Genomic DNA, 24008 nt, shown 5'->3' with positions numbered 1-24008 from the left:
TTGGGGTATCGCCAAGCGGTAAGGCACCAGGTTTTGATCCTGGCATTCCCAGGTTCGAATCCTGGTACCCCAGCCATTCTCTTTTCAACATCGCTTAAATTAACTCCCTGCTCTATCTTACTATGCTTAGGCAGTCTTAATTTTACTTATCGATTTTATTGATAAATTAAATAAAAAGTAACAAATTAGCAGATAACTCCATTTTTTAAGCAGTAAAGTATCCCTCTCTACTGTTTTCTATATTTCCATCCCTATTTTTAGTTTAAATGATTACTTTTTGGTCATTTGCTTATTTATTTAATCCTAATATTACCGATTAACCAATAGCTTAATCGTTTAAAGTGATGTTAAAGCAACATTTACCTCATAAAATTTACGTTTGCATAACTTTTCTATCAAATGTGTGACTTCAATCATTTCTATATAACCATCGAAAGTGGTAATCTGCGCTCGAATTGTAGTTAGGTATGATTATTACCAGTTAAATTATTATCAACCTCTGGTACTAATAGATTCAGCCCCTTCTTCCATTCCAACTAAATTAGTTCTCAGAAACTCTAATAAAAGTTTTAAACCTAATAATTATAAATTGCCAAACGCAACATTTTTACAGAGAAAATTTATGCGAAACATGATAAAGCAACCAATATATAAGATTTTATATGTTCAGGTAATCGTAGCCATCGTTCTGGGTATCGCACTTGGCCACTTTTTTCCAGACATTGGAGAATCATTAAAACCGCTTGGTGATGCATTCATCAAAATCGTTAAAATGATTATTGCGCCAGTTATCTTCTTAACTGTTGTTACTGGTATATCTGGCATGTCAAACATGAAGGCCGTTGGTAGCGTCGCAGGTAAAGCGATGCTCTACTTCATCACTTTCTCGACCATCGCCCTCGTCATCGGTCTTATCGTCGCGAATATCATTCGCCCAGGTTCAGGCCTTAATATTGATCCGGCAACCCTTGATAGCACTAAAGTTGCCACCTACGTTGAAAAAGCACACGAATCTTCGATAGTTGGCTTCTTGATGAATATCATCCCTGATACCGTCATTAGTCCATTAGTAAACGGCAACATCCTGCAAGTTCTATTTATTGCTGTCATTTTCGGATTAGCATTAGCTGCAACAGGTAAACACGGCGAGCCCATTGTAAAACTACTACAAAACTTCTCTGAACCTGTGTTCAAAATGGTTGCGATGCTCATGAAACTCGCACCTATCGGGGCATTTGGCGCAATGGCATTTACTATTGGTAAATATGGAATATCCTCTATCGGCAACTTAATGATGCTGATTATGACGTTCTATATTACCTCACTGTTGTTCGTCTTACTTGTTCTGGGTGCAGTTGCTAAATACAACGGCTTCTCCATCATTGCGCTAATTAAATATATCAAAGACGAGCTATGGTTAGTTTTAGGTACCTCTTCTTCCGAAGCGGCACTGCCAAGCTTAATGCGCAAAATGGAGCATGCAGGGTGTGAAAAATCGGTTGTCGGGTTAGTTATCCCAACGGGTTATTCATTCAATCTTGATGGTACGAATATTTATATGACGATGGCTGCATTGTTTATTGCCCAAGCCACTAATATTGAGCTCACTATTTGGCAACAAATTTCGTTGCTGTTAGTTGCGATGATAAGCTCAAAAGGTGCAGCTGGTGTGACGGGTGCAGGGTTTATTACCTTAGCAGCCACACTGATGGTGGTGCCAAGCGTTCCTGTCGCAGGTATGGCGCTTATTTTAGGTATCGACCGTTTTATGTCTGAGTGCCGTGCATTAACTAACTTAGTGGGTAACGCATGTGCGTGTATCGTTGTTGCGCGTTGGGAAAAAGAACTCGACACAGAAAAACTGGCTCATGCATTTTCAGCAAAAAATGAAACATTAGATTCAGTGATTACTGAAGATGACAGCATCAATACAGACACAAGTAATATTCAGCCAGTTGATTTAGCTAATAATAAATAACCATAACTTCTTCACTTAATAATAAATAGGCCACTAATTAGCGGCCTATTTATTATATTCAAGATAATTTCTATAAACCTAAAGCATACTTCAACGCCAGCTTTTTCGCTTCTCCAGCACGCTGTGCCGCCATCAACCCAAGGTTCCTAACTATTTTCAATCCTGGTAACTTTTCACTAAATGCCATATAAAATACGTCCATTCCAGCTTGCATAATTAAATTATCAGGCAAACGACGGCGTTGATAACGCTTCAATACATCAAGGGAATGCCAAGGTTGTATGTATTCGCGCGCGTAAATCACTTCTTTCAACAACGCATCAACATCTCGGTAGCCTAAATTCACTCCCTGCCCCGCTAATGGATTAATGGTATGAGCGGCATCACCAATCAATGCTAATCCATCTATTACATAGCGACGAGCATGATGACGAGTCAGTGGAAATGCCCCTGACGCAATTGCGGTAACAGGCCCTAAACGTTCAGGGAAAGCTTCAGAAATCGCTCCCGTCAACTGTTCCATTGACATGCCTTGTAAACGCCTAATCTTTGCAGGGCTGTCATACCAGACTAATGAAGCCCAATTATCATACAGCGGTAAAAATGCCCTAGGCCCTGATGGAAAAAACTGCTGCCATGTTTTATCTTGCTGAGACTGCTGTGTTTGAATGCTAATCAACATACATGATTGGCGATACTGCCAGCCACGGCTACCAATCCCTGCCATTTTGCGGACCTGCGAATTCGCGCCATCAGCTCCAATAACAAGCTTAGCTTGCAGAGCTCGGCCATCATCTAATGCTAATATCCACTCTTCTTGTGACTTAGGTTGGTATAAATTGATGAGTTTCGCCGGGCAGACAAGGTCTAGATTGCTGTATTTTTCACATTCTTGCCATAATGCAAGCTGTAACACACGGTTTTCTACCATAAACCCAAGTTCAGGCAACCCAAGACTCTGAGCATCAAAAACCACATTGCTCTCTGGCTCTTCCCATGTTTCTAACTGACGATATGGAGCACTTCGCATTGCCTTAACATGTTGCCAAGCCCCTAATTGCTCCAACAATTCAACAGAAGCACGGCTAATCGCAGAAATACGAACATCTGGAGCACTTTGTGGGGCAAAGGCCGCAGGTTGTGCTTTTTCAAGCAAAGCGACTCGCATGCCTTCTTGAGCAAAGCCCAATGCTGCTGCCGCGCCAGTCATACCTGCGCCAACGACGACAACATCATAAGATTCGATTAATTTATTCATACGTTCGCTACTATTTACTGTTTAATAAAGGTTACTGTTTAATAAAGGTTATTGTTTGATAACAGTGACCACGTTGATAAAGGTATTGTACCGAAAAATGAGGGTTCTCACAGGAAATATAGGCATTGAAGTCTTAGAGGTCATTCATTCCTCCACCTTAATAACCTTACAAATAGTATATTTTGCTGAAAACACTTTGATTTGCACAAAAAACAACCACAATTTTGCAACATCCTCTGGTCACTGATGCCGCAAATGAATACAATACGTGCTAATTTTAAAACAATAGGCAAATTGCCTGCCCTTAGATTTCGTGTAGTGATATTATTTTAAATATCTTTGCATTTATCCCATCATACAATGATGTCCTTAATCAAAATGCATGCGAGTTCCCAAAAATATAAAGGGTAGGACTTTGGATTTACAACGCGTTTCGGAGTCCATTACACTAGCCGCTTCGAAAACACCGGATATACGACATGTCGACGAATAAAAAGCTATATATTAAAACTTGGGGTTGCCAAATGAATGAGTATGACTCATCCAAAATGGTTTCTTTATTAGAAAATACCCATGGTTATCAACTCACTGAAGTTGCAGAAGAAGCAGACTTATTACTGCTTAATACCTGTTCCATTCGTGAAAAAGCACAAGAAAAAGTCTTCCATCAGCTTGGTCGTTGGAAGTTTTTTAAAGATAAAAACCCTGACATCATCATTGGTGTAGGCGGCTGTGTTGCTTCGCAAGAAGGGGATTTTATTCGCCAACGTGCGCCAAGCGTTGACATCGTTTTCGGCCCGCAAACTTTGCACCGTTTGCCTGAGATGATTAATCAAGTTCAAGGTACGCGTAGCCCTGTTATCGATATCAGTTTCCCTGAAATTGAAAAATTTGACCGCTTACCAGAACCTCGCGCTGAAGGCCCGACCGCATTCGTTTCCATTATGGAAGGCTGTAACAAGTATTGCACTTTCTGCGTAGTGCCTTATACCCGTGGTGAAGAGGTTAGCCGCCCTTGTGATGATATTCTTTTTGAAATCGCACAGTTAGCCGCACAAGGTGTACGTGAAGTTAACTTACTGGGCCAAAACGTGAATGCATACCGTGGTGAAACCTTTGATGGTGAAATTTGCTCATTTGCAGAATTACTGCGTTTAGTCGCGGCTATTGATGGCATCGACCGTGTCCGCTTTACCACTAGCCACCCAATTGAATTTACTGACGATATCATCGAAGTTTACCGCGATACCCCTGAATTAGTCAGTTTCTTGCATCTACCCGTGCAAAGTGGCTCAGACCGCGTTCTAACAATGATGAAACGCGCTCATACCGCACTTGAATATAAAGCCATTATTCGCAAACTGCGTGAAGCACGCCCTGGTATTCTAATCAGTTCAGACTTTATCGTGGGCTTCCCCGGTGAAACAACCGAAGACTTCGAAAAAACCATGAAACTGATTGCAGACGTGAACTTTGATATGAGCTACAGCTTTGTCTATTCCGCGCGTCCAGGCACCCCAGCTGCGGATTTACCTGATGATGTAACCGAAGATGAGAAAAAACAGCGTCTATACTTACTGCAACAGCGTATTAATCAGCAAGCATTAAGCTTCAGCCGCCAAATGGTGGGAACCGTTCAACGTATCTTAGTTGAAGGAACATCGCGTAAAAACGTCATGGAGCTGTCTGGACGTACTGAAAATAACCGTGTTGTGAACTTTGAAGGCACACCGGATATGATCGGTAAATTTGTGGATGTCGAAATTGTGGATGTTTATACCAACTCATTGCGCGGTAAAGTCATTCGTACAGAAGATCAAATGGGTCTTCGCGTTCATGAATCACCAGAGTCTGTTATTGCACGTACTCGTAAAGAAGATGAGCTAGGTGTTGGCAGCTTTCAACCCTAAGCCACAACCATAGGATATTCAGTGACCGAGACAAAAAATTTGCAAATCGCAACACAAGAAATCTTTCTAGAACCCGCAGATAACCAGCGTTTAATGAGCCTCTGCGGGCCATTTGACGATAATATCAAGCAGCTAGAACGCCGCCTTGCTATCGAAATTAATCGCCGCGATAACCGTTTTAAGTTATCGGGTAAGCCGCTGAATGTTCAAGCGGCGAGCAAAATTTTACGTCAACTGTATGTCGATACCGCGCCTGTGCGCGGTGTTATCCCTGATATCGACCCTGAAAATATTCACTTAGCCATTCTGGATAGCCGTGTTTTAGAGCAATCTGCCGATAGCGTTCCTGACTACGGTAAAGCGGTGAATATTAAGACTAAACGTGGTGTGATCAAACCACGCACTCCAAATCAAGCGCAATATATCGCCAATATTTTAGACCATGATATTACATTTGGCATTGGCCCTGCAGGAACTGGGAAAACCTATTTAGCGGTAGCCGCGGCAGTAGATGCGTTAGAGCGCCAAGAGGTCCGCCGTATTTTGCTAACCCGTCCTGCGGTTGAAGCAGGTGAGAAACTTGGTTTTTTACCTGGGGATCTCAGCCAAAAAGTCGACCCTTATCTACGCCCACTTTATGATGCGCTATTCGAAATGTTAGGCTTTGAAAAAGTTGAAAAGCTGATTGAGCGTAATGTTATCGAAGTCGCACCGCTGGCCTATATGCGTGGCCGTACCTTGAATGATGCTTTTATTATTTTAGATGAGAGCCAAAACACCACCATCGAACAGATGAAGATGTTTTTAACACGTATTGGTTTTAATTCCAAAGCGGTTGTGACGGGTGATATTACTCAGGTTGACTTACCTCGTGGTAGTAAATCAGGGTTACGTCATGCCATTGAAGTGCTTTCCGAAGTCGATGATTTAAGCTTCAATTTCTTCCACAGTGAAGACGTAGTTCGCCATCCAGTCGTTGCAAAAGTTGTCATGGCTTATGAGGCTTGGGAAGAACAAGACAATAAACGTCGCCAGCAGTTACGTGAAGAAAAAGAAAAAGAACAACAAAAGCAATTTGAAAAGCAGGAAAATCTATAAATGAGTGACATTATTCTCGATTTACAAATTGCGTGTGAAAACCCTGATGGCTTGCCTTCGGAAGCCGAGTTTCAGCGTTGGCTAGCCGCTGTTTTACCGAAATTTCAAGCACTAAGTGAAGTCACTATTCGGGTAGTTGATGAGCAGGAAAGCCATCACTTAAATTTAACCTATCGTGGCAAAGACAAACCGACTAACGTGTTGTCATTCCCCTTTGAGGCTCCACCAGAAATTGAACTGCCTTTGCTTGGTGATTTAATTATTTGCCGCCAAGTCGTTGAGCAAGAAGCTATTGACCAACAAAAAACGGCAGAAGAGCACTGGGCTCATATGGTCGTTCATGGTTGCCTTCATCTTTTAGGCTATGATCATATTGAAGATGATGAAGCGGAAGAAATGGAAGGTTTAGAAACTGAAATTCTAGCTGAGTTGGGCTATGAAGACCCATATCTTGCAGAAAAAGAGTGACCTAACTATAATTTTTTGAGATATCTTTCTCAAAGAAAGCATTACTTTACAAAAAATTGACGGTTATTTTGCAGATAAACCGTCAATTTTGTGCTAAAAAAGAATGTAGTAAACTGTTTTTATTAACTAACCTAAGCTCCAAATACTTTGACTTGGGCTACTTTTGGTACCAAGTGCGGCCAACAACGCTGCGGTTCGAGATACGACGAGTGAATACTCTAAATAATTCGAATTGCAGCTAAGCGGCCAGCGAGGATATCTCGATGAGCATACATTAGTATGTGATTCGAGTAGCCGAGTGCAGCCAACAACGCTGCGGTTCGAGATACGACGAGTAAATACTCTAAATAATTCGAATTGCAGCTAGGCGGCCAGTGAGGATATCTCGATGAGCATACATAAGTATGTGATTCGAGTAGCCGAGTGCAGCCAACAACGCTGCGGTTCGAAGTATGACGAGTATTTTTTGAGGAAAAAAAAATTAACCGCCATGAGCGACGATAACTCTTCGAGTAGCGATAACCCTGGTCCTAAGAAAGGGTTCTTTGCACTGTTAAATCACCTATTCCATGGTGAACCTAAAAATCGTGATGATTTGGTCGAATTAATCCGCGACTCTGAACAGAACGATTTGATCGATCCTGACACCCGCGAAATGCTTGAAGGGGTAATGGATATTGCGGATCAGCGTGTGCGCGACATTATGATCCCGCGTTCCCAAATTGTTACCTTAAAACGTAACCAAACGCTTGATGAGTGCCTTGATGTCATTATTGACTCTGCTCACTCACGCTTCCCTGTTATTAGTGAAGATAAAGACCATATCGAAGGGTTATTAATGGCAAAAGATTTACTGCCATTTATGCGTACTGACGCTGAGCCTTTTAGTATCGATAAGGTATTACGCCAAGCGGTTGTTGTCCCTGAAAGTAAGCGAGTAGACAGACTACTCAAAGAATTCCGCTCTCAACGCTACCATATGGCTATCGTTATCGATGAGTTTGGTGGTGTTTCTGGTCTAGTGACTATTGAAGATATTTTAGAGCTCATCGTGGGCGAAATTGAAGACGAATACGACGACCAAGACGATGTTGATATTCGTCAACTTAGCCGCCATTCTTATTCTGTGCGCGCCCTTACGCAGATTGAAGATTTCAATGAAGCCTTTGGGACTCATTTTAGTGACGAAGAGGTTGATACGGTCGGTGGCCTCGTTATGCAAGCCTTCGGTCATCTACCTTCTCGTGGTGAAACCATCACAATTGACAACTATCAATTTAAAGTTGCGATGGCAGATAGTCGCCGGATCCTTCTGCTTCACGTGAAAATTCCAGACGACGCGCCAGTTCCAACTTTGGAAGAAGAACAGACTTAATGAACTCAACGTCTATTTATCAAAGTCAGCGGTTGCGGTTACTGCTGGCTTTAATTTTCGGAGCCAGTGGAACGCTGGCTTTTTCGCCTTTTGACATCTGGCCTGCCGCACTTCTTTCTATCCTTTTTCTCCAATTACTGACCTTGCAGCGCACAGCCAAGCAATCTTTTGCTATCGGTTTCGCTTGGGGATTTGGCTTATTCGGTAGTGGCGTTAACTGGGTTTACGTCAGTATCGCGGATTTTGGGGGGATGCCAGGGCCTGTTAACGTCTTTATTGTCATTCTTTTGGCAGCATACCTTTCCCTTTATACAGGGCTTTTTGGGGCATTGATGGCTAAATTTGCCCCACATGCCAATATTTGGCGTTTAGTATTTCTTGCTCCTGCCCTGTGGCAAGTCACTGAGTTTTTACGTGGTTGGGTTCTCACTGGTTTCCCATGGCTGCAATTTGGCTACAGCCAAATTGATGGCCCCATGAAATCGCTCGCTCCAATATTCGGCGTCGAAATGATCACATTGCTATTATTTAGCATTAGTGGTTTGTTAGCGCTCGCTATCCTACGTCGTAGCTTTATTGCATTAGCCACAGCGGTAGTTTTACTGTTTGCCCCATTAGTTGCCAAAAATATTCAGTGGTTTACCCCGCTTGAAGACAACAAAATGCAGGTGGCATTAGTTCAAGGTAATATCCCGCAATCAATGAAATGGGAAGCCAGTTTTTTACAGAAAACCAAAGATACCTATATGGAGTTATCTCGTCCTTATATTGGTAAAGCATCGCTAATTATCTGGCCTGAATCTGCCGTACCTTCTGTTGAACTGGATAACCAAGCATGGCTAAAATCCCTCGACCGGCTGTTAGCGGCTTCGAACACTCAATTAATCACAGGGATCGTTGATGCAAGGCCAATGGATGGGGAATATGAGTTCTTTAATACGATTATTGTATTAGGGGATAAAAACCCGTATCTCTACCCATCAAAAAACCGTTATAACAAACATCATTTAGTGCCATTTGGGGAGTTTGTTCCATTAGAAGATATCCTGCGCCCTATTGCACCGTTTTTTAACTTACCGATGTCTGGATTCAGCCGTGGTGATTACCAACAAGCCCAACTCGCTGTAGGGAATATTCACCTCACTGCCGCTATTTGTTATGAAATTATCTTAGGTACACAGGTCAGAGATAATTTTAAACCTGATAGCGACTACTTACTTACTGTTTCAAATGATGCGTGGTTTGGCCAATCTATCGGCCCATGGCAGCATTTCCAAATGGCACGTATGCGTTCGTTAGAATTGGGACGCCCATTATTACGTTCCACTAATAACGGGATAACTGCGGTGATCCGTGCGGATGGTTCAATACAAGATATGCTACCACAATTTAAAACAGCGACTCTTGCCACTGAAGTCACACCGACAACAGGGCTAACCCCTTACGCACGTTGGAGTAATCATCCTATGTGGGGAATCGCCATTATGTTTGGTATTCTTGGTTTTGCTATGAATAGACGTCAAAAGTAACGATGTTGACCCCACCTCGGTACCTGTAAATGAGGTGGGGAATTAGCTAAGCAACCAATAACCCCTGTGTGTCCGCAATCTTCACCGTCACAATACAGCCTGAATTAAATTGTAAGAAATCATCTTCAATGCCATCAGAAAAAATAACGCCGTTATCTGGCATTAATGACTCAACAGCTAACGGGCTACTCGGCTCAATCGTACCAAATACCCATTTGGTTCCTGTCGTTTTACTTAAAAACGGCTCCCTAACACTAAATTGTAATTTACTTTCCCCCCAACCAAATCCTTTTGCCAACGGGTGAGTACTTACTCCCATAATGGCCTGTGCTCCCGCTAAAATAGATTGAAACCACCCCGTTGACCCAAGTCCTGTGGATATAATTATTCCAGAAGATGATTGAAACTCTTGTTCCCCATTCCAGTTCAATAAATAGCGTGCCGAAGTGTGGCTTTTCGGGCCAATGAATAAATCGTTTACCGCTAATAGTGATTGCCCATCATTGGTTGTAGCTTGTGCAAAAGTCACTATTTTTTGCTCTATTTTTCCTTTTAAGGTATTTATCACGACTTCCTGCAATTGGCCTATTTCAAAAGGAAGTAGTTGGCCATCCCACCTTTCAGGGTCAGGGTTAATAGCAATAACTGGCTGTCCATTTAAGTATTTCAAGGTATTCGCCACTAAACCATCTTGGCCAATGACAACAACAATATCCTGTTTAGAAAATTGGTAACTCGGTAATAATTTTCGTTCCAATAATTGAAATCTACCCAATGATTTCAATACCGATTCGGCTTGCACTAATTGGCGCAGATATAAATCATGTTCATTTAAATAATCGCTCACTTCAACATGGTTGTGCTCCAAGTAAAATTTGGCTTGAGGCCAGGTGTTAAAGCGTTCAATCAATTCCTGTAAACGCGTTTTACGCATGACTAATACAAATCGCACGTCATTATTCCTTTGCATTATTTACCTCCTTTTTTCATTAACTGGCTAAATAAATCAGGCGATATATTGAGCTCACCAATTTTTCCAGCATTTTGTGCCAATGATTCGAATGCCATCGCCATCAACTGCTCAGGTCCCATTTTAGCCAACGCTAACGCTTTTAAGTTTTCAACGGGTAATTGACTGTAAGCTTTCATTTTAGATTCAATGGAATAAGCATCTGCATCAGACTGTATACGCTGGTTTTCAACACTAAGCGCAACCAGCTCATTGCGTTTTGCCTCTGCACTTACTTGTGCAATTAACTCTTCTTGCTCTATTTCGGCTCGCTCTCGCAATATTTTTCGCTCATTATCAAGACGAGCCTCTTCAATTTGTTGTTCTTTGGCCTGAACAGATAAATCTGTTTCTAATTCAGCTTCTTTAATTGTTCGTTCTTGTTCTACAGAAAACTTACGTCTTGCATAAATGGCATCATCAGCCTCTTTCAGTATGGATTCTCTCGCTTGTGCTTCTAACGCTTTGAGCGTTTCAGGTAATGGTGCGATGGCGGAAATAGAAACATCCAAAATTTCAATTCCCAGTGACTCAATAACCGCCTGCTCTGCTAATTGCTGGTTCACCAAAATCACTAATGATTGGCTAATTAGTAATGCATCTCGCAATGAAGTAGTTTGTATTTTGGCTTGAATCACTGTTTGAGCTGCTCGCACAACTCGGTCACTTAATTTAAGGGGATCTTCAGAAGAGTAGCTTTTCCCATCCTTAGATAAATTAAAATTTAAGACGTCCGCGGTTTTTTCCGGCTGCTTTACCTGAAAAGAAATTTGCCCCTGAATACGTAAACTTTGGAAATCAGACGTTTGTAAATTAAAAATAAATGGGGCTTCTTGGGCATTTAATGGAAGCGCCGCAATGGAAGTTTTATCGGAGTTATACCAAAAACTGAGCCCCTTACCTTGCTTACGCACTTTCCCATTCACCGATTGAATAACAAAAGTTGATGAGTCTGCTTTGAAATATTTAAAGTTAATCATAGTGGATTCCTCGTTATTGTCTTTATGACCTTAATTGATTATTGTCTTATAGACACAAATAAGTCAAGTGTTAAATGTCTTAATGACAATAACTATTTTTACCTGTATGATCTAACCCTAAACTTCATCTTTAGCGTTGAGTGGTAACAATATGAATGAAAAAGAGTTTCTTGCTAGTTATGACAGAAAAGATTATTTATCGCCTTTACTCACTGTCGATGCCGTTTTATTTACTTATCATGAAAATACGTTGAAGGTATTACTGGTTGAGCGAGCAAGTTTCCCTGAAAAAGGAAAATGGGGCTTACCGGGAGGATTTATTGACGAGCAAAATGATCAAACCTTAGAAGAGACTGTTTTACGCAAGCTAAAAGAAAAAACAGGAGTTATTCCTCCTTATGTTGAGCAACTTTGTACGGAAGGAAACCACCAACGAGACCCTCGCGGCTGGTCTGTCACTGTTTGCTATACAGCTCTAATTGCTTACCAAGCCTGCGAAGCCCATATTGATACCGTGGATTCTGTAAAATGGGTTTCTATTGATGAAATTGAACAACTGACTCTTGCATTCGACCACCTCAAACTTTATCAACAAGCGAGAGAACGCCTAAAGCAAAAATCACTCTATTCGATAGTTCCAGGTTTTGCATTACCTGACGTTTTTACCTTAGCAGAGCTACAACATGTCCATGAAGTTTTGATTGGTAAGCCTTTACAAAATAAATCGTTTAGGCGCCGACTCGAACAAGCTGATTTGTTAATTGATACCGGAGAAAAACGCCACGAGCGTGGCCGACCCGCTAATTTGTATCGTTTAAAACCACAATCAGCGGACTACCGTTTTATTCGTAATTTAGAATTTTAATCATTGATATGCCTGATAAACAAATATTATCAGGCATTCCAATGAATGCTATTGGCAAATTGCAGGGGTAACAATATAGGTAAAAATGAGTTTGTTAGACTTATGATAATTATGCGTAATGCCTTCGGGAAACATTTCATGCAAAATATCCATACCTGCATTTTTACCGCAATAGTTGCGATTTAAAATCTCACGCATATTTTGCTGCCAGCTATCACCTTCCAATATATTGTCAGGGATCCCTTTGATAGTGTATTGGTAAAATAACATGCCATTTTTAGCAGTCACTTCCGTCAATAGTGTTACGTCATCAATCAGCATAGGCAATGATTCCGCCATGTCAGATAGAAAAATGCCCCGTAACATCGTTGGGTCATCATCTCCTTTTGCATTAAACGCATTGATTTTATCTTCTGTTGAATTAGCTTTTATTTCATCATAACGCTGTTCTATTTTTGAATTTTCTATTGTTCCTGATGGTTCTTTAGTTGTCGTTTTTTCTTCCACATCAGGGGAGCATCCCGTGATTAATACCGCGCCTAAAAATAATCCAACCACTTTTTTAAACATAGCCATCCCATTCACCTATTTTATTATTTATATAGCCGAATGAGTTTACCATAATGATAAATTAAACTTATAGGCAGAAAAGTCCCCTTTTTTAGGTCAAAGGGGATGGTGGAAAGTTAAAAGGATGCCAACCACATACGCATTTTTAGACCATAAGAGCTAGTCCAACCCGATGTAAAGCTAACTAATTCACCGTTATCAATTACCATAAATGTGGGAGTTGCGCTGACCCCAACCGCATTGGAAAGCTGACCGCTGGTATCGTTAATCACAGGAAACGTTAATTCCTTGTTTTCCATTCCCTTGATTAAGCGAGATGTTTCACCTGAACGTATCGCGATCGAAATAATTGGCATACCTGATTGGCTTAACTCTGATACCGTTGGCGAAGTCAAATTACATACCCCACACCAAGTTGCCCAAAAATACACTAGAATCGGTTTTTCTTTACTTAACTCAGCTAATGAAACGCTCTCACCATTCACTAGAGTGTGCTGCTCCAATAATACGGGCGCAAGGGTTTGTGGTTTGCGCCATAAATCCATCACCGTAAAGGCAATAAATAAAATAATTGCCAAAACAATAATTTCTTTAGACCACTTTTTTATTTTATTCATATAGTTACTTACCTATTTGTTATCAAATAGTACAAATCAAAGATGTAAGAAACCAAAACATCCACTTAAAATGAATGCTTTAGCATTTAATTAAATATTTTTTTCCTATCCTCTAATTTTAGAGTTTGGATTGTTTAATCTTTATCCTCTAATTCTAGAGTTTGGATTATTTAATCTTTATCCTCTAAATAATTCGCGTTGTGGCTAGGCGGCAAACGAGACTATCGTGGGGTGCATACACAAGTATGTGACCCACGTAGTCGAGAGCAGCCAACAACGCTGCAGCGCGAAGTATGACGAGGCACAATCTATCCTCTAAATAATTCGTGTTGAGGCTAGGCGGCGAGTGAAACTAAGCCCTAGGAGCATACATAAGTATGTGACTAGGGTTAGTAAGCGAAGCCAACAACGCCACAGCGCGAAGTATGACGAGGATTATTTGAGCTTAGCGAGCTGCTCCTTCACTACCGCCTCAAACTGCTGTGCATCAATAGCACCTGGGATCATTTCATCACCCACCAATGTTGCTGGCGTTCCATTCACACCCAATTTTTCTGCCAATATCATATTGGTACGAATACCATCGCGGCTCTTATCACTCGCTTTTAGCTTATCGTTGCCAGTGGCTTTGAGAGCATCTTTGATATTTGCATCTGATAGCATGCCCTGTTTTTGCATAAATTTATGGTGTAAAGCTTCAAATGCTTTCGGGTCTTCTTGCCACAGTGTCATGGTTAACTGAGCTGAATCCATTGATGTTTGGCCTTTAAATGGTAAATATTTGATTACCACTGCCACATCATTTGGATATTTTTTCACAATATCCATCAGTTGAGGGTCGAAACGCTTACAGAATGGGCAGTTAAAATCAGTAAAGTTAACTAAAACTAACTTGGCATCTTTTTTACCGATACGCGGGCTGGTTGGGTCATTGAATAAAGCATCGTGCTCCGCTTTTAACGTTTCTTTCATTTGGGCTTGTTGTTTTTCCCCTTGTTTGGCTTGCAAGGCAACGATAGCTTCTTCGAGAATTTCTGGGTTTTCAACCAAAGTATCACGCACTAATTTACGCACTTGTGCTTCTTGGTCTGCACTCAAAGGTGCCGCCTGTGCTACTGACCCAATCATTAGTGACGAAAATAAAACAGCTAAAATTGTTTTTTTCATTTTGTGGCTCCTTTGGCCTGATTCATAACGGATATTAGCGATTCACGATCAAGTATCGTTGAAAGTATTTCGCCTTCGGCCAAATTTGGGCCATAGATTTGATTAAATGGAACAGCGACCTGCCCACGTTTTTGTAAAAATGCAGTAATTTCAGGTGAAGGTTTCGTCCAATCACCCCGTAAAGCAACAACATCGGGTTCACTAAGCAGCTGTTGGATATCATCTCTTAGCAATACATTATATTTATTTGCCTTACAGGTTACGCACCATTCCGCGGTAACATCAATAAATACGCGTTTATTATCCGCTAACGCATCATTAATTGCCTGTTCAGTTAGCGGTTGCCAATTCACCGTATCTTTAACGAGAGAGCGGCTACCAGAGTGCTGTTCTTGCGTCATCCAAACAAATCCACCAGCAAAAACGGCAAATAATATAAATGGCAAGATAGCCGCCCTTACACCACGTTTTATCGCGATAAAGACCACTAATAACACTAAGAAAATGACAGCAATCACGGTCGAAGTAGAGACACCAAAATGCGGAATTAATAAGCTAATTAGCCATAAGCTGGAAACTAGCATCATGACTCCAAGTATTGCACGCAATTTGAGCATCCACATACCCGGTTTTGGTAACAACCTCGCAATAGCAGGAAAAGCGGCAATTAATAGCCAAGGCAAACTCATTCCGACACCTAATGCCGTGAAGATCAACCACAACTCTTCCATTGGCGCTGCCAGTGCAAAGGCCACGGCTGTGCCCAAAAATGGTGCAGAACAAGGCGTTGCCAACAATGTCGCGAATACCCCTTGCCAGAAATGACCACTATTGCCATGACCACCTGCGGTCGCCAAGCGTGTATTAGCCTTACTGCCAAGGTTGATTTCGAATAAACCAAATAAATTTGCAGTAAATAACGCCGTTACCACCACCATAAAGCCGATAAACCACGGGTTTTGGAACTGAATACCCCAGCCAACGGCTTGCTGACCGACCCGCAGTAAGGTCATCAGTAAGGCGAGTAACCAGAAGGAAACCAAAATCCCTGAAGAAGACAGTAAAAATTGACGACGAATGGTTTTCTGCTCACCTTGCGGAACCATTAAGACTGAGCCCAGTTTCATGGCGAGTACAGGAAGAACGCATGGCATTAGATTAAGGATCAAGCCACCTAAAAGTGCAAATAACACTACTTGCCATAAAGAAGCACCGCTCACTTTTGACGCTATTGTGCCAGTAAATGTGCTAACTTGATGGCTAATTTGCTGGGAAATGTCACCATCAGAAACCACAAAAGAAATGGTTTTTCCGGTTAAATCAGGAGACTCGCCCCCCCAATCATCACCAACATCTATTGTTGCTGTTAAATGTTCTCCTGATGTTTCTATTACAGGTACGCCTAACGCCGCCCCTTCAACCACATCAGTGAAGATGTTCGGTTGTTCCCACGAGTTCCCTGTGTTTTTTTGTAATTCAATGATTAGCTTATCATTAGCAAAACCAACTTTGGTTTGCTCAACTAAACCACTTGATGGTGGAACCGCACCTTTGGCTTGGTTAAACGCCCAAGTAAAGTCAGCAGGAACAGGTTCTGTTAAATCGAGCTCAAATGGGTAATCGGTTAAAATACAAACATTACTACATGTTGATAATGTTAACGTTCCTGCCAGTTTGTCCAACTTCTCATTACTTGTTACTGTTATGGGGAAAACCACATCGCCCATATAACCTTGAGTTGAAACACCCGCGACATCAAAGCGCCCTGGTGTTGGCCATTGCCAATCCGTTGATTCAACAGGTGACGACCATACGATTTCAGGCGCTACTCCGCCTTCGCCTGGCGAGCGCCAATAGGTTTTCCATCCCTCATCAAGTTTCACATCAAGCAAAACCTCAATTTTGCCATTTTCCTGTGCTGAACTTAATAACCTGACCTGCGCATGCCGTGGAGTGTTGTCATTCATCCACCCCGTATTCGCAGGTTGCAACCACCCCGTATCTGCAGCGTATAAACTGCTCGAAAATAGTGCAAAAAATATAAAAAATGAATTAATTAAAAAACGCATTGTTTCCTCCAGAATAAATTACACAAACGAATCCCTATTCGTTGTGTGTTAATTCCGAAGATTACAAAATTGTAAGTGTCTTCTGACTCTTGGAGGGGCATGTTTCTCTTCATTATTTGCTCTAGATATAAATAGATTAGTACAAAATAAAGTTAGCGCAGCCAAAGTAAGGAACATAAAGAAGAATGGTTCAAGCACAGCAGGTAACAAAGTCATTAATGACTTGGCGCTCAGTTCACAACTAGAAAGATGTGTACTACTGCCATCACCTTGTTTTACTTGTGATTGTTCGATATAGGAAAGGTTAGCTCCAGTATTAATTTGCACTTGAGCTAAGACATCTGGCACAAAAAAATTGGCGAGCAGACGCTCTCCGACGGCGCGTTGATTCATACAAATCAATACCATCAGACAGGCGAATATCACTAATCCTTTACCTAATTTTAAATGCCTGTTCATGCGCACCTTGGTATAACTTCCTGAAATAATACTAATTATGCGACTTTGATAACCATAACGATAAAAACCAGTCTTTGATTAATACCGTTACACCGTCTATAAGTTAAATAGAGGTTACATCTTACACAGCAAAATATTCCGTACAAGTGTCATCAGCTAACTTTACAAATATTATTCTCTTCCCAATGAACAAAAATGCAGTTCCATCAAAACTAGGCACGTAAATTGCTTTATCCAATATATGACATGAAACGAAGATAGATTGCACCTTAACAGTGCGTGACTATCAGTTTAGGACAATATTAAGTGGCAAATCACCATGTTAGTGCGGTAATTCAAAAATTACCCAAATAATATGCGAGACAGCTCCCGAAATTGAAACAATTTGTTTTCATTAATTAACAAATTTAATTACTTTTTAACAACAATAAAACATATAGCGGATAATCGCGGTATTGTCTAAATCTGCGAAACATTTGCAAACACAACACTACAAAACCACAGTAATTCAGGTGTTATCTCGTGATGACCCCTTAAAATTACAACGGGTTTACACCGATGTTCTAAAGGAGTTGTAATTATGCGTATAAGTAAACTTGTATTATCGATGATGATTTTAGGTGCAACCTGCGCAGTCCAAGCAGAAGAATTAAACGGCACTCTGAAAAAAATCAAAGACAACGGTGTAATAGTTGTTGGTCATCGTGAATCATCCGTACCGTTCTCTTACTATGATAATAGCCAGAAAGTGGTTGGTTACTCGCAGGATTATTCAAATGCCATTGTTGATGCAGTGAAGAAAAAATTAAACATGCCTGATCTGCAAGTCAAACTCATTCCCATTACATCACAAAACCGTATTCCACTCCTGCAAAATGGCACATTTGATTTTGAATGTGGTTCAACAACCAATAACGTAGAAAGACAAAAACAAGCGGCTTTCTCTAACACTATCTTTGTGGTCGGGACACGCTTACTCACCAAAGGTGATTCCGGTGTAAAAGACTTTGCTGACTTAGCTGGTAAAAATGTTGTCGTGACCTCAGGTACGACTTCTGAAATTCTGTTGAATCAGTTGAATGATGAAATAAATATGAAAATGCGCATTATCAGCGCGAAAGACCATGGTGACTCATTCCGTACCTTGGAGTCAGGCCGTGCTGTTGCCTTTATGATGGATGATGCATTGTTAGCGGGTGAGCGAGCAAAAGCGAAAAAACCGGATATCTGGGAAATCGTTGGCAAACCGCAAACTGAAGAAGCTTATGGCTGTATGTTGCGTAAAGATGACCCTCAATTTAAAGCGCTTATCGACGAAACCATTGCGAAAGCACAGACCTCGGGGGTCGCAGAGAAATCCTTTGACCGCTGGTTCAATCAGCCTATTCCACCAAAAAATCTGAACCTGAAATTTACTTTGTCCGATGAAATGAAAGCCTTATTTAAAGAACCAAATGACAAAGCATTAAACTAATAAAAAGACAAACAGGGTATTACTGAAGTAAGAATTGCAAGGCGGTCGTTCCCCGCCTTGCATCCTCTCTTACGACAGTATTCGGGAATTACATTGCCCACAGGAAGTCAATATCATGTCTATTAACTGGAATTGGGGGATTTTCCTTCAGGAAGCCCCATTTGGGAATACCACCTACTTAGGGTGGTTAATATCTGGCCTCGAAGTCACCGTAACACTTTCTATTTGCGCTTGGATTATTGCATTTCTAGTCGGTTCATTCTTCGGTATTTTACGTACAGTACCTAACCGTTTTTTAGCTTTTTTAGGTACCGCATACGTAGAATTATTCCGTAACGTGCCGCTTATTGTACAATTTTTTACTTGGTATTTAGTTATTCCAGAACTTCTCCCGCGTTCAATCGGGGATTGGTTTAAAATGGATTTAGATCCTAACTATCAATTCTTTATTTCCTCAATGCTTTGCCTTGGGTTATTCACCGCAGCGCGGATGACTGAGCAAGTGCGCGCAGCCATTCAGTCACTACCTAGAGGGCAAAAAAGTGCCGCACTCGCAATGGGGCTGACTTTGCCACAAACCTATCGCTACGTTCTATTACCCAATGCCTATCGGGTTATTTTGCCACCAATGACGTCAGAAATGTTGAACTTGGTTAAAAACTCAGCCATTGCGTCAACCATTGGCTTAGTCGATATGGCAGCACAAGCAGGAAAGCTATTGGACTATTCTGCTCACGCATGGGAATCCTTTACCGCAATTACGTTAGCTTATGTCGGTATTAACGTCATTATCATGATTCTGATGACGTTATTAGAGCGCAAAGTTCGCTTACCTGGCACTCTTGGAGGGCGGTAAAATGATGTATGAATTTGACTGGAGCTCAATTGCTCCGAGTATGCCCTTTTTAATCGATGGCTTTATTGTCACCGCGAAAATTACACTGACCGCGATAGTGGTGGGGATTTTGTGGGGTACTGTCCTTGCTGTGATGCGGTTATCCACATTCAAACCCATTAGCTGGTTTGCTGCCTTGTATGTGAATACATTTCGCTCCATTCCACTAGTCATGGTTTTGCTGTGGTTCTACTTAATTGTGCCTAGCTTATTACAAAATGTTCTAGGCTTATCACCAAAAAATGATATTCGTTTAATTTCTGCAATGATAGCCTTCTCTCTTTTTGAAGCGGCCTATTACTCTGAGATTATTCGTGCTGGTATTCAAAGTATTTCACGAGGACAAGCTTCTGCGGCGTTAGCTTTGGGAATGACAAATATGCAAACTATGCGGCTCGTGGTGTTACCGCAAGCCTTTAAAGCCATGGTGCCGTTATTGTTGACTCAAGGGATTGTGCTGTTCCAAGACTCATCCCTCGTGTATGTGCTCAGTTTGACAGACTTTTTCCGTACCGCCACCAATATTGGTGAGCGTGATGGGACACAAGTAGAGATGGTACTGTTTGCGGGTCTGGTGTACTTTATTGTCAGTTTTGGCGCTTCTATGTTAGTGAATTATCTTAAGAAAAGGACTGTTTCATGATAACCCTGAAAAATGTATCCAAATGGTATGGCCAATTTCAGGTGCTTACAGACTGCACAACTGAAGTTAAAAAAGGTGAGGTTGTGGTTGTGTGCGGGCCATCTGGTTCTGGTAAATCCACATTAATAAAAACAGTGAATGGTTTAGAGCCGATTCAACAGGGTGAGATTTTTGTGAATGATATTCAAGTTAATAACAAAAAAACTGACCTTGCAAAACTTCGCTCTAAAGTTGGGATGGTATTCCAACACTTCGAGCTATTTCCTCATTTGTCGATTATTGAAAATTTGACATTAGCGCAAGTTAAGGTATTAAACCGCGATAAAAAAGAAGCGGAAGCAAAAGGTTTGAAATTATTGGAACGCGTAGGTTTATCCAGCCATGCCAATAAATTTCCAGCTCAGCTTTCAGGTGGGCAACAACAGCGTGTCGCTATCGCTCGAGCACTGTGTATGGACCCTATCGCTATGCTATTTGATGAACCTACTTCAGCGCTAGACCCAGAAATGATCAACGAAGTGCTTGATGTTATGGTTGAATTAGCCAATGAAGGCATGACCATGATGGTGGTTACCCATGAAATGGGATTCGCCAAGAAAGTGGCTAATCGTGTTATTTTTATGGATGAAGGCAAGATAGTTGAAGACAGTAAAAAAGAAGACTTTTTTGCTAACCCACAATCTGACCGTGCAAAAGATTTTCTCGCAAAAATCCTCCATTAATATTCGAGAGGGAGCTCATTAGCTCCCTCGTCTTATCACGGTGCTATTAGCAAATAAATCAACAGCAACAACCTGAATTCGAAATAGATCAATAAACCACTACCATTTAACAAACTTTTTAGTTAAGTTGTTTGGTTATCAGCGTAAAATATCCTGATCCGTTCCCCGAAAAGCAATATCCAGCCTCCCTCGTAGGTTCAGCTAATCAACTATTGTTGTTTTCGGTGTAGATCCGCTATGCTATGCGATCTTAATTAAGAAAGACATTCACGCTACAGATGTAGCATTTATTCACCATAGGATTATCGGTGCCATGCAAGAACAATATCGTCCAGAAGATATAGAGCCTAAAGTACAGCGTCACTGGGATGAAAAAGCAACTTTCAAAGTGACTGAAGACAACAGCAAAGAAAAATACTACTGCCTGTCCATGCTACCTTACCCTTCTGGTCGACTACACATGGGCCACGTACGTAACTACACCATGGGTGACGTTATCTCTCGTTACCAACGTTTGTTGGGGAAAAACGTTCTCCAACCAATTGGTTGGGATGCGTTTGGTCTGCCTGCTGAAGGTGCTGCGGTTAAAAATAATACTGCTCCTGCGCCTTGGACTTATGCCAATATCGATTACATGAAAAACCAGCTGAAAATGCTCGGTTTCTGTTACGATTGGGATCGCGAAGTCACGACTTGTACCCCTGAATATTACCGTTGGGAACAATGGTTCTTCACTAAATTGTATGAAAAAGGTTTAGTGTACAAAAAAACCTCTGCGGTTAACTGGTGCCCACATGACTTAACTGTTTTGGCGAATGAACAAGTGGTTGATGGCTGCTGCTGGCGTTGTGACACCCCTGTTGAGCGCAAAGAAATCCCACAGTGGTTTATTAAAATTACCGACTACGCAGAAGAGCTGCTCAACGACCTTGACAAATTAGATGACTGGCCAGAGCAAGTCAAAACCATGCAGCGCAACTGGATCGGTCGTTCCGAAGGGACTGAGATCACGTTCAATGTTGCAGACCGTGATGAAACCTTAACAGTCTATACCACTCGCCCTGATACTTTTATGGGGGCAACTTATGTGGCTGTTGCAGCAGGTCACCCTCTGGCTAAAGAAGCCGCGACAAATAACCCTAAATTAGCCCAATTTATTGATGAGTGCCGTAATACCAAAACTGCGGAAGCAGATATGGCAACCATGGATAAAAAAGGTATGGCAACCGGTTTATTCGTTATTCATCCATTAACCCAAGAAAAGCTGCCAATTTGGGTCGCTAACTTTGTTTTAATGGAATACGGTACTGGTGCTGTTATGGCCGTTCCTGCCCATGACCAACGTGACTGGGAATTCGCTCACAAATATAACTTACCCATCAAAGCAGTTATTGCCGATGCTGATGGCAATGAGCCTGATTTATCCCAAGAAGCGATGACCGAAAAAAATGCACTGATTAACTCAGCTGAATTCAGTGGATTAGACCACCAAGCTGGCTTCAATGCCATTTCAGATAAACTTGTCGCACTAGGTGCAGGTCAACGTAAAGTAAACTACCGCTTACGTGACTGGGGTGTTTCACGTCAACGTTACTGGGGGGCACCAATCCCAATGGCAACATTGGAAGATGGTACTGTCGTTCCTGTTCCTGAAGACCAGTTACCTGTCATTTTGCCAGAAGATGTCGTGATGAACGGCATTACCAGCCCAATTAAAGCTGACCCTGAGTGGGCAAAAATGACCATTAACGGTCAACCTGCATTACGTGAAACCGATACCTTCGATACCTTTATGGAATCTTCTTGGTACTATGCACGTTATACCTGCCCGCAATATGACGACGGCATGTTAGACCCCGAGGCAGCAAACTACTGGTTACCGGTTGACCAATATATTGGTGGTATCGAACATGCCATCATGCACTTAATGTATTTCCGCTTCTTCCATAAGTTGATGCGTGATGCAGGGTTAGTCAACTCAGATGAACCAGCAAAACGCTTACTGTGCCAAGGCATGGTGCTTGCTGATGCATTCTATTATACGGGCAGCGATGGTCAGCGTGTTTGGGTTTCTCCAGCAGACGCCATTGTTGAACGTGACGACAAAAACCGTATTATTAAAGCCGTAGATAATGAAGGCCATGAACTGGTGTATACTGGTATGAGCAAAATGTCTAAGTCGAAAAACAACGGTATTGACCCACAATTAATGGTCGAAAAATACGGTGCGGATACCGTTCGCCTATTTATGATGTTTGCTGCACCACCAGAGTTAACCCTTGAGTGGCAAGAATCCAGCGTTGAAGGTGCTAACCGCTTCGTTCGTCGCGTTTGGCGTTTAGTACACGAGCACTCACAAAAAGGTGCAACTTCACCTTTAAATATCAGCACATTAACACCTGAACAAAAAGACTTACGTCGTGATCTGCACAAAACAATCGCGAAAGTCTCTGATGATTTCAGCCGTCGTTATGCATTCAACACTGCTATTGCTGCTATCATGGAATTCATGAACAAATTAGTTCGTGCACCACAAGAAACGGAACAAGACCGTGCATTAGTCCAAGAGTCTCTTGAGGCTATCACGCTGATGTTATCACCAATCATTCCACACGCTTGCTTTGAAATGTGGAAAGCGCTCGGTCACCAAACAGACATCGATTTCGCACAATGGCCTGTTGCTGATGAAAAAGCCATGATTGACGATACCAAACTGGTTGTCGTTCAAGTTAATGGTAAGGTTCGTGGTCGTATCACCGTTCCGGCTGATGCAAACCAAGAATTTGTCCTAGATATGGCAAAAAATGAACCGAGCGTAGCGAAATACCTTGAAGGTGTCGGCATACGCAAAGTAATCTATGTCCCAGGCAAATTGCTAAACCTTGTTGTAGGTTAATATTAGGTTGTTGGCTGATAAGGAGG

General features: G+C 41.7%; 20 protein-coding genes and 1 tRNA gene. 13 read left to right on the top strand and 8 right to left on the bottom strand.

Going from position 1 to position 24008, the window contains the following annotated elements; translation table 11 throughout:
- Position 1: 1 nt before the first annotated feature.
- Positions 2-76: transfer RNA gene (locus tag SJ312_RS20700), tRNA-Gln, on the top strand.
- Between the two features lie 546 nt (positions 77-622).
- Entirely contained in the window at positions 623-1978 is a 1356-nt protein-coding gene (locus SJ312_RS20695) for a dicarboxylate/amino acid:cation symporter (RefSeq protein WP_109912839.1), read from the top strand.
- Positions 1979-2048: 70 nt separating this feature from the next.
- Here SJ312_RS20695 and ubiF read toward each other — a convergent pair whose 3' ends face one another.
- Positions 2049-3236 carry a 3-demethoxyubiquinol 3-hydroxylase gene (ubiF, locus tag SJ312_RS20690; RefSeq protein WP_319868304.1) on the bottom strand — a complete coding sequence of 396 codons (1188 nt, stop codon included), beginning with the start codon at positions 3234-3236 and terminating at the stop codon, positions 2049-2051.
- Positions 3237-3715: 479 nt separating this feature from the next.
- Between ubiF and miaB the strand changes: the two genes are divergently transcribed.
- The 5 genes from miaB to lnt all read left to right on the top strand — a co-directional run bounded on the left by miaB (position 3716) and on the right by lnt (position 9616).
- On the top strand, positions 3716-5146 hold the full coding sequence (gene miaB, locus SJ312_RS20685; RefSeq protein WP_096864953.1) for a tRNA (N6-isopentenyl adenosine(37)-C2)-methylthiotransferase MiaB: 1431 nt from the start codon (positions 3716-3718) through the stop codon (positions 5144-5146).
- A 39-nt stretch (positions 5147-5185) separates the two neighbouring features.
- Entirely contained in the window at positions 5186-6244 is a 1059-nt protein-coding gene (locus SJ312_RS20680) for a PhoH family protein (protein WP_110592563.1), read from the top strand.
- On the top strand, positions 6245-6712 hold the full coding sequence (ybeY, locus tag SJ312_RS20675) for an rRNA maturation RNase YbeY (RefSeq protein WP_110591317.1): 468 nt from the start codon (positions 6245-6247) through the stop codon (positions 6710-6712).
- 490 nt (positions 6713-7202) lie between these two features.
- On the top strand, positions 7203-8087 hold the full coding sequence (gene corC, locus SJ312_RS20670; RefSeq protein ID WP_036958175.1) for a CNNM family magnesium/cobalt transport protein CorC: 885 nt from the start codon (positions 7203-7205) through the stop codon (positions 8085-8087).
- A complete protein-coding gene (gene lnt / locus SJ312_RS20665) occupies positions 8087-9616 on the top strand; it encodes an apolipoprotein N-acyltransferase (RefSeq protein WP_165880278.1) in 1530 nt (509 codons plus the stop codon). The genes corC and lnt overlap by 1 nt, the downstream gene beginning before the upstream one ends.
- 46 nt (positions 9617-9662) lie before the next feature.
- Here lnt and SJ312_RS20660 read toward each other — a convergent pair whose 3' ends face one another.
- Both SJ312_RS20660 and SJ312_RS20655 read right to left on the bottom strand, forming a co-directional pair.
- Positions 9663-10586: a sugar kinase gene (locus tag SJ312_RS20660; protein ID WP_110591316.1), complete on the bottom strand. Its 924-nt coding sequence runs from the start codon at positions 10584-10586 to the stop codon at positions 9663-9665.
- Positions 10586-11605 (bottom strand): SPFH domain-containing protein, encoded by a 1020-nt coding sequence (locus tag SJ312_RS20655; RefSeq protein ID WP_004257001.1) that lies wholly within the window; start codon positions 11603-11605, stop codon positions 10586-10588. The genes SJ312_RS20660 and SJ312_RS20655 overlap by 1 nt, the downstream gene beginning before the upstream one ends.
- A 151-nt stretch (positions 11606-11756) precedes the next feature.
- Between SJ312_RS20655 and SJ312_RS20650 the strand changes: the two genes are divergently transcribed.
- Entirely contained in the window at positions 11757-12470 is a 714-nt protein-coding gene (locus tag SJ312_RS20650; protein WP_004257005.1) for an NUDIX hydrolase, read from the top strand.
- A 48-nt stretch (positions 12471-12518) separates the two neighbouring features.
- Here the strand turns inward: SJ312_RS20650 and SJ312_RS20645 are convergent, their stop codons facing one another.
- From SJ312_RS20645 to SJ312_RS20625, 5 genes are all read right to left on the bottom strand, one after another.
- Entirely contained in the window at positions 12519-13046 is a 528-nt protein-coding gene (locus SJ312_RS20645; RefSeq protein ID WP_096864955.1) for a protein K, read from the bottom strand.
- Between the two features lie 110 nt (positions 13047-13156).
- Positions 13157-13657 carry a redoxin domain-containing protein gene (locus tag SJ312_RS20640; protein ID WP_110591315.1) on the bottom strand — a complete coding sequence of 167 codons (501 nt, stop codon included), beginning with the start codon at positions 13655-13657 and terminating at the stop codon, positions 13157-13159.
- Between the two features lie 435 nt (positions 13658-14092).
- Positions 14093-14824 (bottom strand): DsbA family protein, encoded by a 732-nt coding sequence (locus tag SJ312_RS20635; protein ID WP_004257016.1) that lies wholly within the window; start codon positions 14822-14824, stop codon positions 14093-14095.
- The gene (locus SJ312_RS20630; RefSeq protein ID WP_165880276.1) at positions 14821-16893 is read right to left on the bottom strand and encodes a protein-disulfide reductase DsbD family protein; all 2073 of its coding nucleotides are present in this window, start codon (positions 16891-16893) and stop codon (positions 14821-14823) included. The genes SJ312_RS20635 and SJ312_RS20630 overlap by 4 nt, the downstream gene beginning before the upstream one ends.
- A gap of 48 nt (positions 16894-16941) precedes the next feature.
- Entirely contained in the window at positions 16942-17352 is a 411-nt protein-coding gene (locus SJ312_RS20625; RefSeq protein WP_096864958.1) for a metal resistance protein, read from the bottom strand.
- Between the two features lie 580 nt (positions 17353-17932).
- Between SJ312_RS20625 and SJ312_RS20620 the strand changes: the two genes are divergently transcribed.
- The 5 genes from SJ312_RS20620 (at position 17933) to leuS (ending at position 23982) form a co-directional block, all read left to right on the top strand.
- Complete coding sequence (locus tag SJ312_RS20620; protein ID WP_319868301.1) at positions 17933-18826, top strand: amino acid ABC transporter substrate-binding protein; 894 nt, start codon at positions 17933-17935, stop codon at positions 18824-18826.
- A gap of 115 nt (positions 18827-18941) precedes the next feature.
- The gene (locus tag SJ312_RS20615; RefSeq protein WP_004257036.1) at positions 18942-19682 is read left to right on the top strand and encodes an amino acid ABC transporter permease; all 741 of its coding nucleotides are present in this window, start codon (positions 18942-18944) and stop codon (positions 19680-19682) included.
- 4 nt (positions 19683-19686) lie between these two features.
- Positions 19687-20364 (top strand): glutamate/aspartate ABC transporter permease GltK, encoded by a 678-nt coding sequence (gene gltK / locus SJ312_RS20610; protein ID WP_036958176.1) that lies wholly within the window; start codon positions 19687-19689, stop codon positions 20362-20364.
- Entirely contained in the window at positions 20361-21086 is a 726-nt protein-coding gene (locus tag SJ312_RS20605; protein WP_004257041.1) for an amino acid ABC transporter ATP-binding protein, read from the top strand. The genes gltK and SJ312_RS20605 overlap by 4 nt, the downstream gene beginning before the upstream one ends.
- Positions 21087-21399: 313 nt before the next feature.
- On the top strand, positions 21400-23982 hold the full coding sequence (leuS, locus tag SJ312_RS20600; RefSeq protein ID WP_319868299.1) for a leucine--tRNA ligase: 2583 nt from the start codon (positions 21400-21402) through the stop codon (positions 23980-23982).
- The last annotated feature ends 26 nt before the right edge of the window (positions 23983-24008 follow it).

Origin of the sequence: Providencia sp. CIM-Carb-044 (assembly GCF_033901115.1) — a bacterium.
GTDB lineage: Bacteria > Pseudomonadota > Gammaproteobacteria > Enterobacterales > Enterobacteriaceae > Providencia > Providencia hangzhouensis.
The sequence above is the reverse complement of the archived record's forward strand: the minus strand, read 5'-3'. Positions and strand labels throughout refer to the sequence as shown.

What these genes read in the sequence shown, in the direction of transcription:
- miaB (WP_096864953.1), top strand. Translation starts at nt 3,716, where the DNA reads ATGTCGACGAATAAAAAGCTATATATTAAAACTTGGGGTTGCCAAATG.
- ubiF (WP_319868304.1), bottom strand. Translation starts at nt 3,236, where the DNA reads ATGAATAAATTAATCGAATCTTATGATGTTGTCGTCGTTGGCGCAGGT.
- SJ312_RS20695 (WP_109912839.1), top strand. Translation starts at nt 623, where the DNA reads ATGCGAAACATGATAAAGCAACCAATATATAAGATTTTATATGTTCAG.
- SJ312_RS20615 (WP_004257036.1), top strand. Translation starts at nt 18,942, where the DNA reads ATGTCTATTAACTGGAATTGGGGGATTTTCCTTCAGGAAGCCCCATTT.
- SJ312_RS20605 (WP_004257041.1), top strand. Translation starts at nt 20,361, where the DNA reads ATGATAACCCTGAAAAATGTATCCAAATGGTATGGCCAATTTCAGGTG.
- SJ312_RS20655 (WP_004257001.1), bottom strand. Translation starts at nt 11,605, where the DNA reads ATGATTAACTTTAAATATTTCAAAGCAGACTCATCAACTTTTGTTATT.
- SJ312_RS20625 (WP_096864958.1), bottom strand. Translation starts at nt 17,352, where the DNA reads ATGAACAGGCATTTAAAATTAGGTAAAGGATTAGTGATATTCGCCTGT.
- SJ312_RS20640 (WP_110591315.1), bottom strand. Translation starts at nt 13,657, where the DNA reads ATGAATAAAATAAAAAAGTGGTCTAAAGAAATTATTGTTTTGGCAATT.
- gltK (WP_036958176.1), top strand. Translation starts at nt 19,687, where the DNA reads ATGTATGAATTTGACTGGAGCTCAATTGCTCCGAGTATGCCCTTTTTA.
- SJ312_RS20650 (WP_004257005.1), top strand. Translation starts at nt 11,757, where the DNA reads ATGAATGAAAAAGAGTTTCTTGCTAGTTATGACAGAAAAGATTATTTA.
- ybeY (WP_110591317.1), top strand. Translation starts at nt 6,245, where the DNA reads ATGAGTGACATTATTCTCGATTTACAAATTGCGTGTGAAAACCCTGAT.
- SJ312_RS20660 (WP_110591316.1), bottom strand. Translation starts at nt 10,586, where the DNA reads ATGCAAAGGAATAATGACGTGCGATTTGTATTAGTCATGCGTAAAACG.
- SJ312_RS20620 (WP_319868301.1), top strand. Translation starts at nt 17,933, where the DNA reads ATGCGTATAAGTAAACTTGTATTATCGATGATGATTTTAGGTGCAACC.
- SJ312_RS20630 (WP_165880276.1), bottom strand. Translation starts at nt 16,893, where the DNA reads ATGCGTTTTTTAATTAATTCATTTTTTATATTTTTTGCACTATTTTCG.
- leuS (WP_319868299.1), top strand. Translation starts at nt 21,400, where the DNA reads ATGCAAGAACAATATCGTCCAGAAGATATAGAGCCTAAAGTACAGCGT.
- SJ312_RS20635 (WP_004257016.1), bottom strand. Translation starts at nt 14,824, where the DNA reads ATGAAAAAAACAATTTTAGCTGTTTTATTTTCGTCACTAATGATTGGG.
- corC (WP_036958175.1), top strand. Translation starts at nt 7,203, where the DNA reads ATGAGCGACGATAACTCTTCGAGTAGCGATAACCCTGGTCCTAAGAAA.
- lnt (WP_165880278.1), top strand. Translation starts at nt 8,087, where the DNA reads ATGAACTCAACGTCTATTTATCAAAGTCAGCGGTTGCGGTTACTGCTG.
- SJ312_RS20645 (WP_096864955.1), bottom strand. Translation starts at nt 13,046, where the DNA reads ATGGCTATGTTTAAAAAAGTGGTTGGATTATTTTTAGGCGCGGTATTA.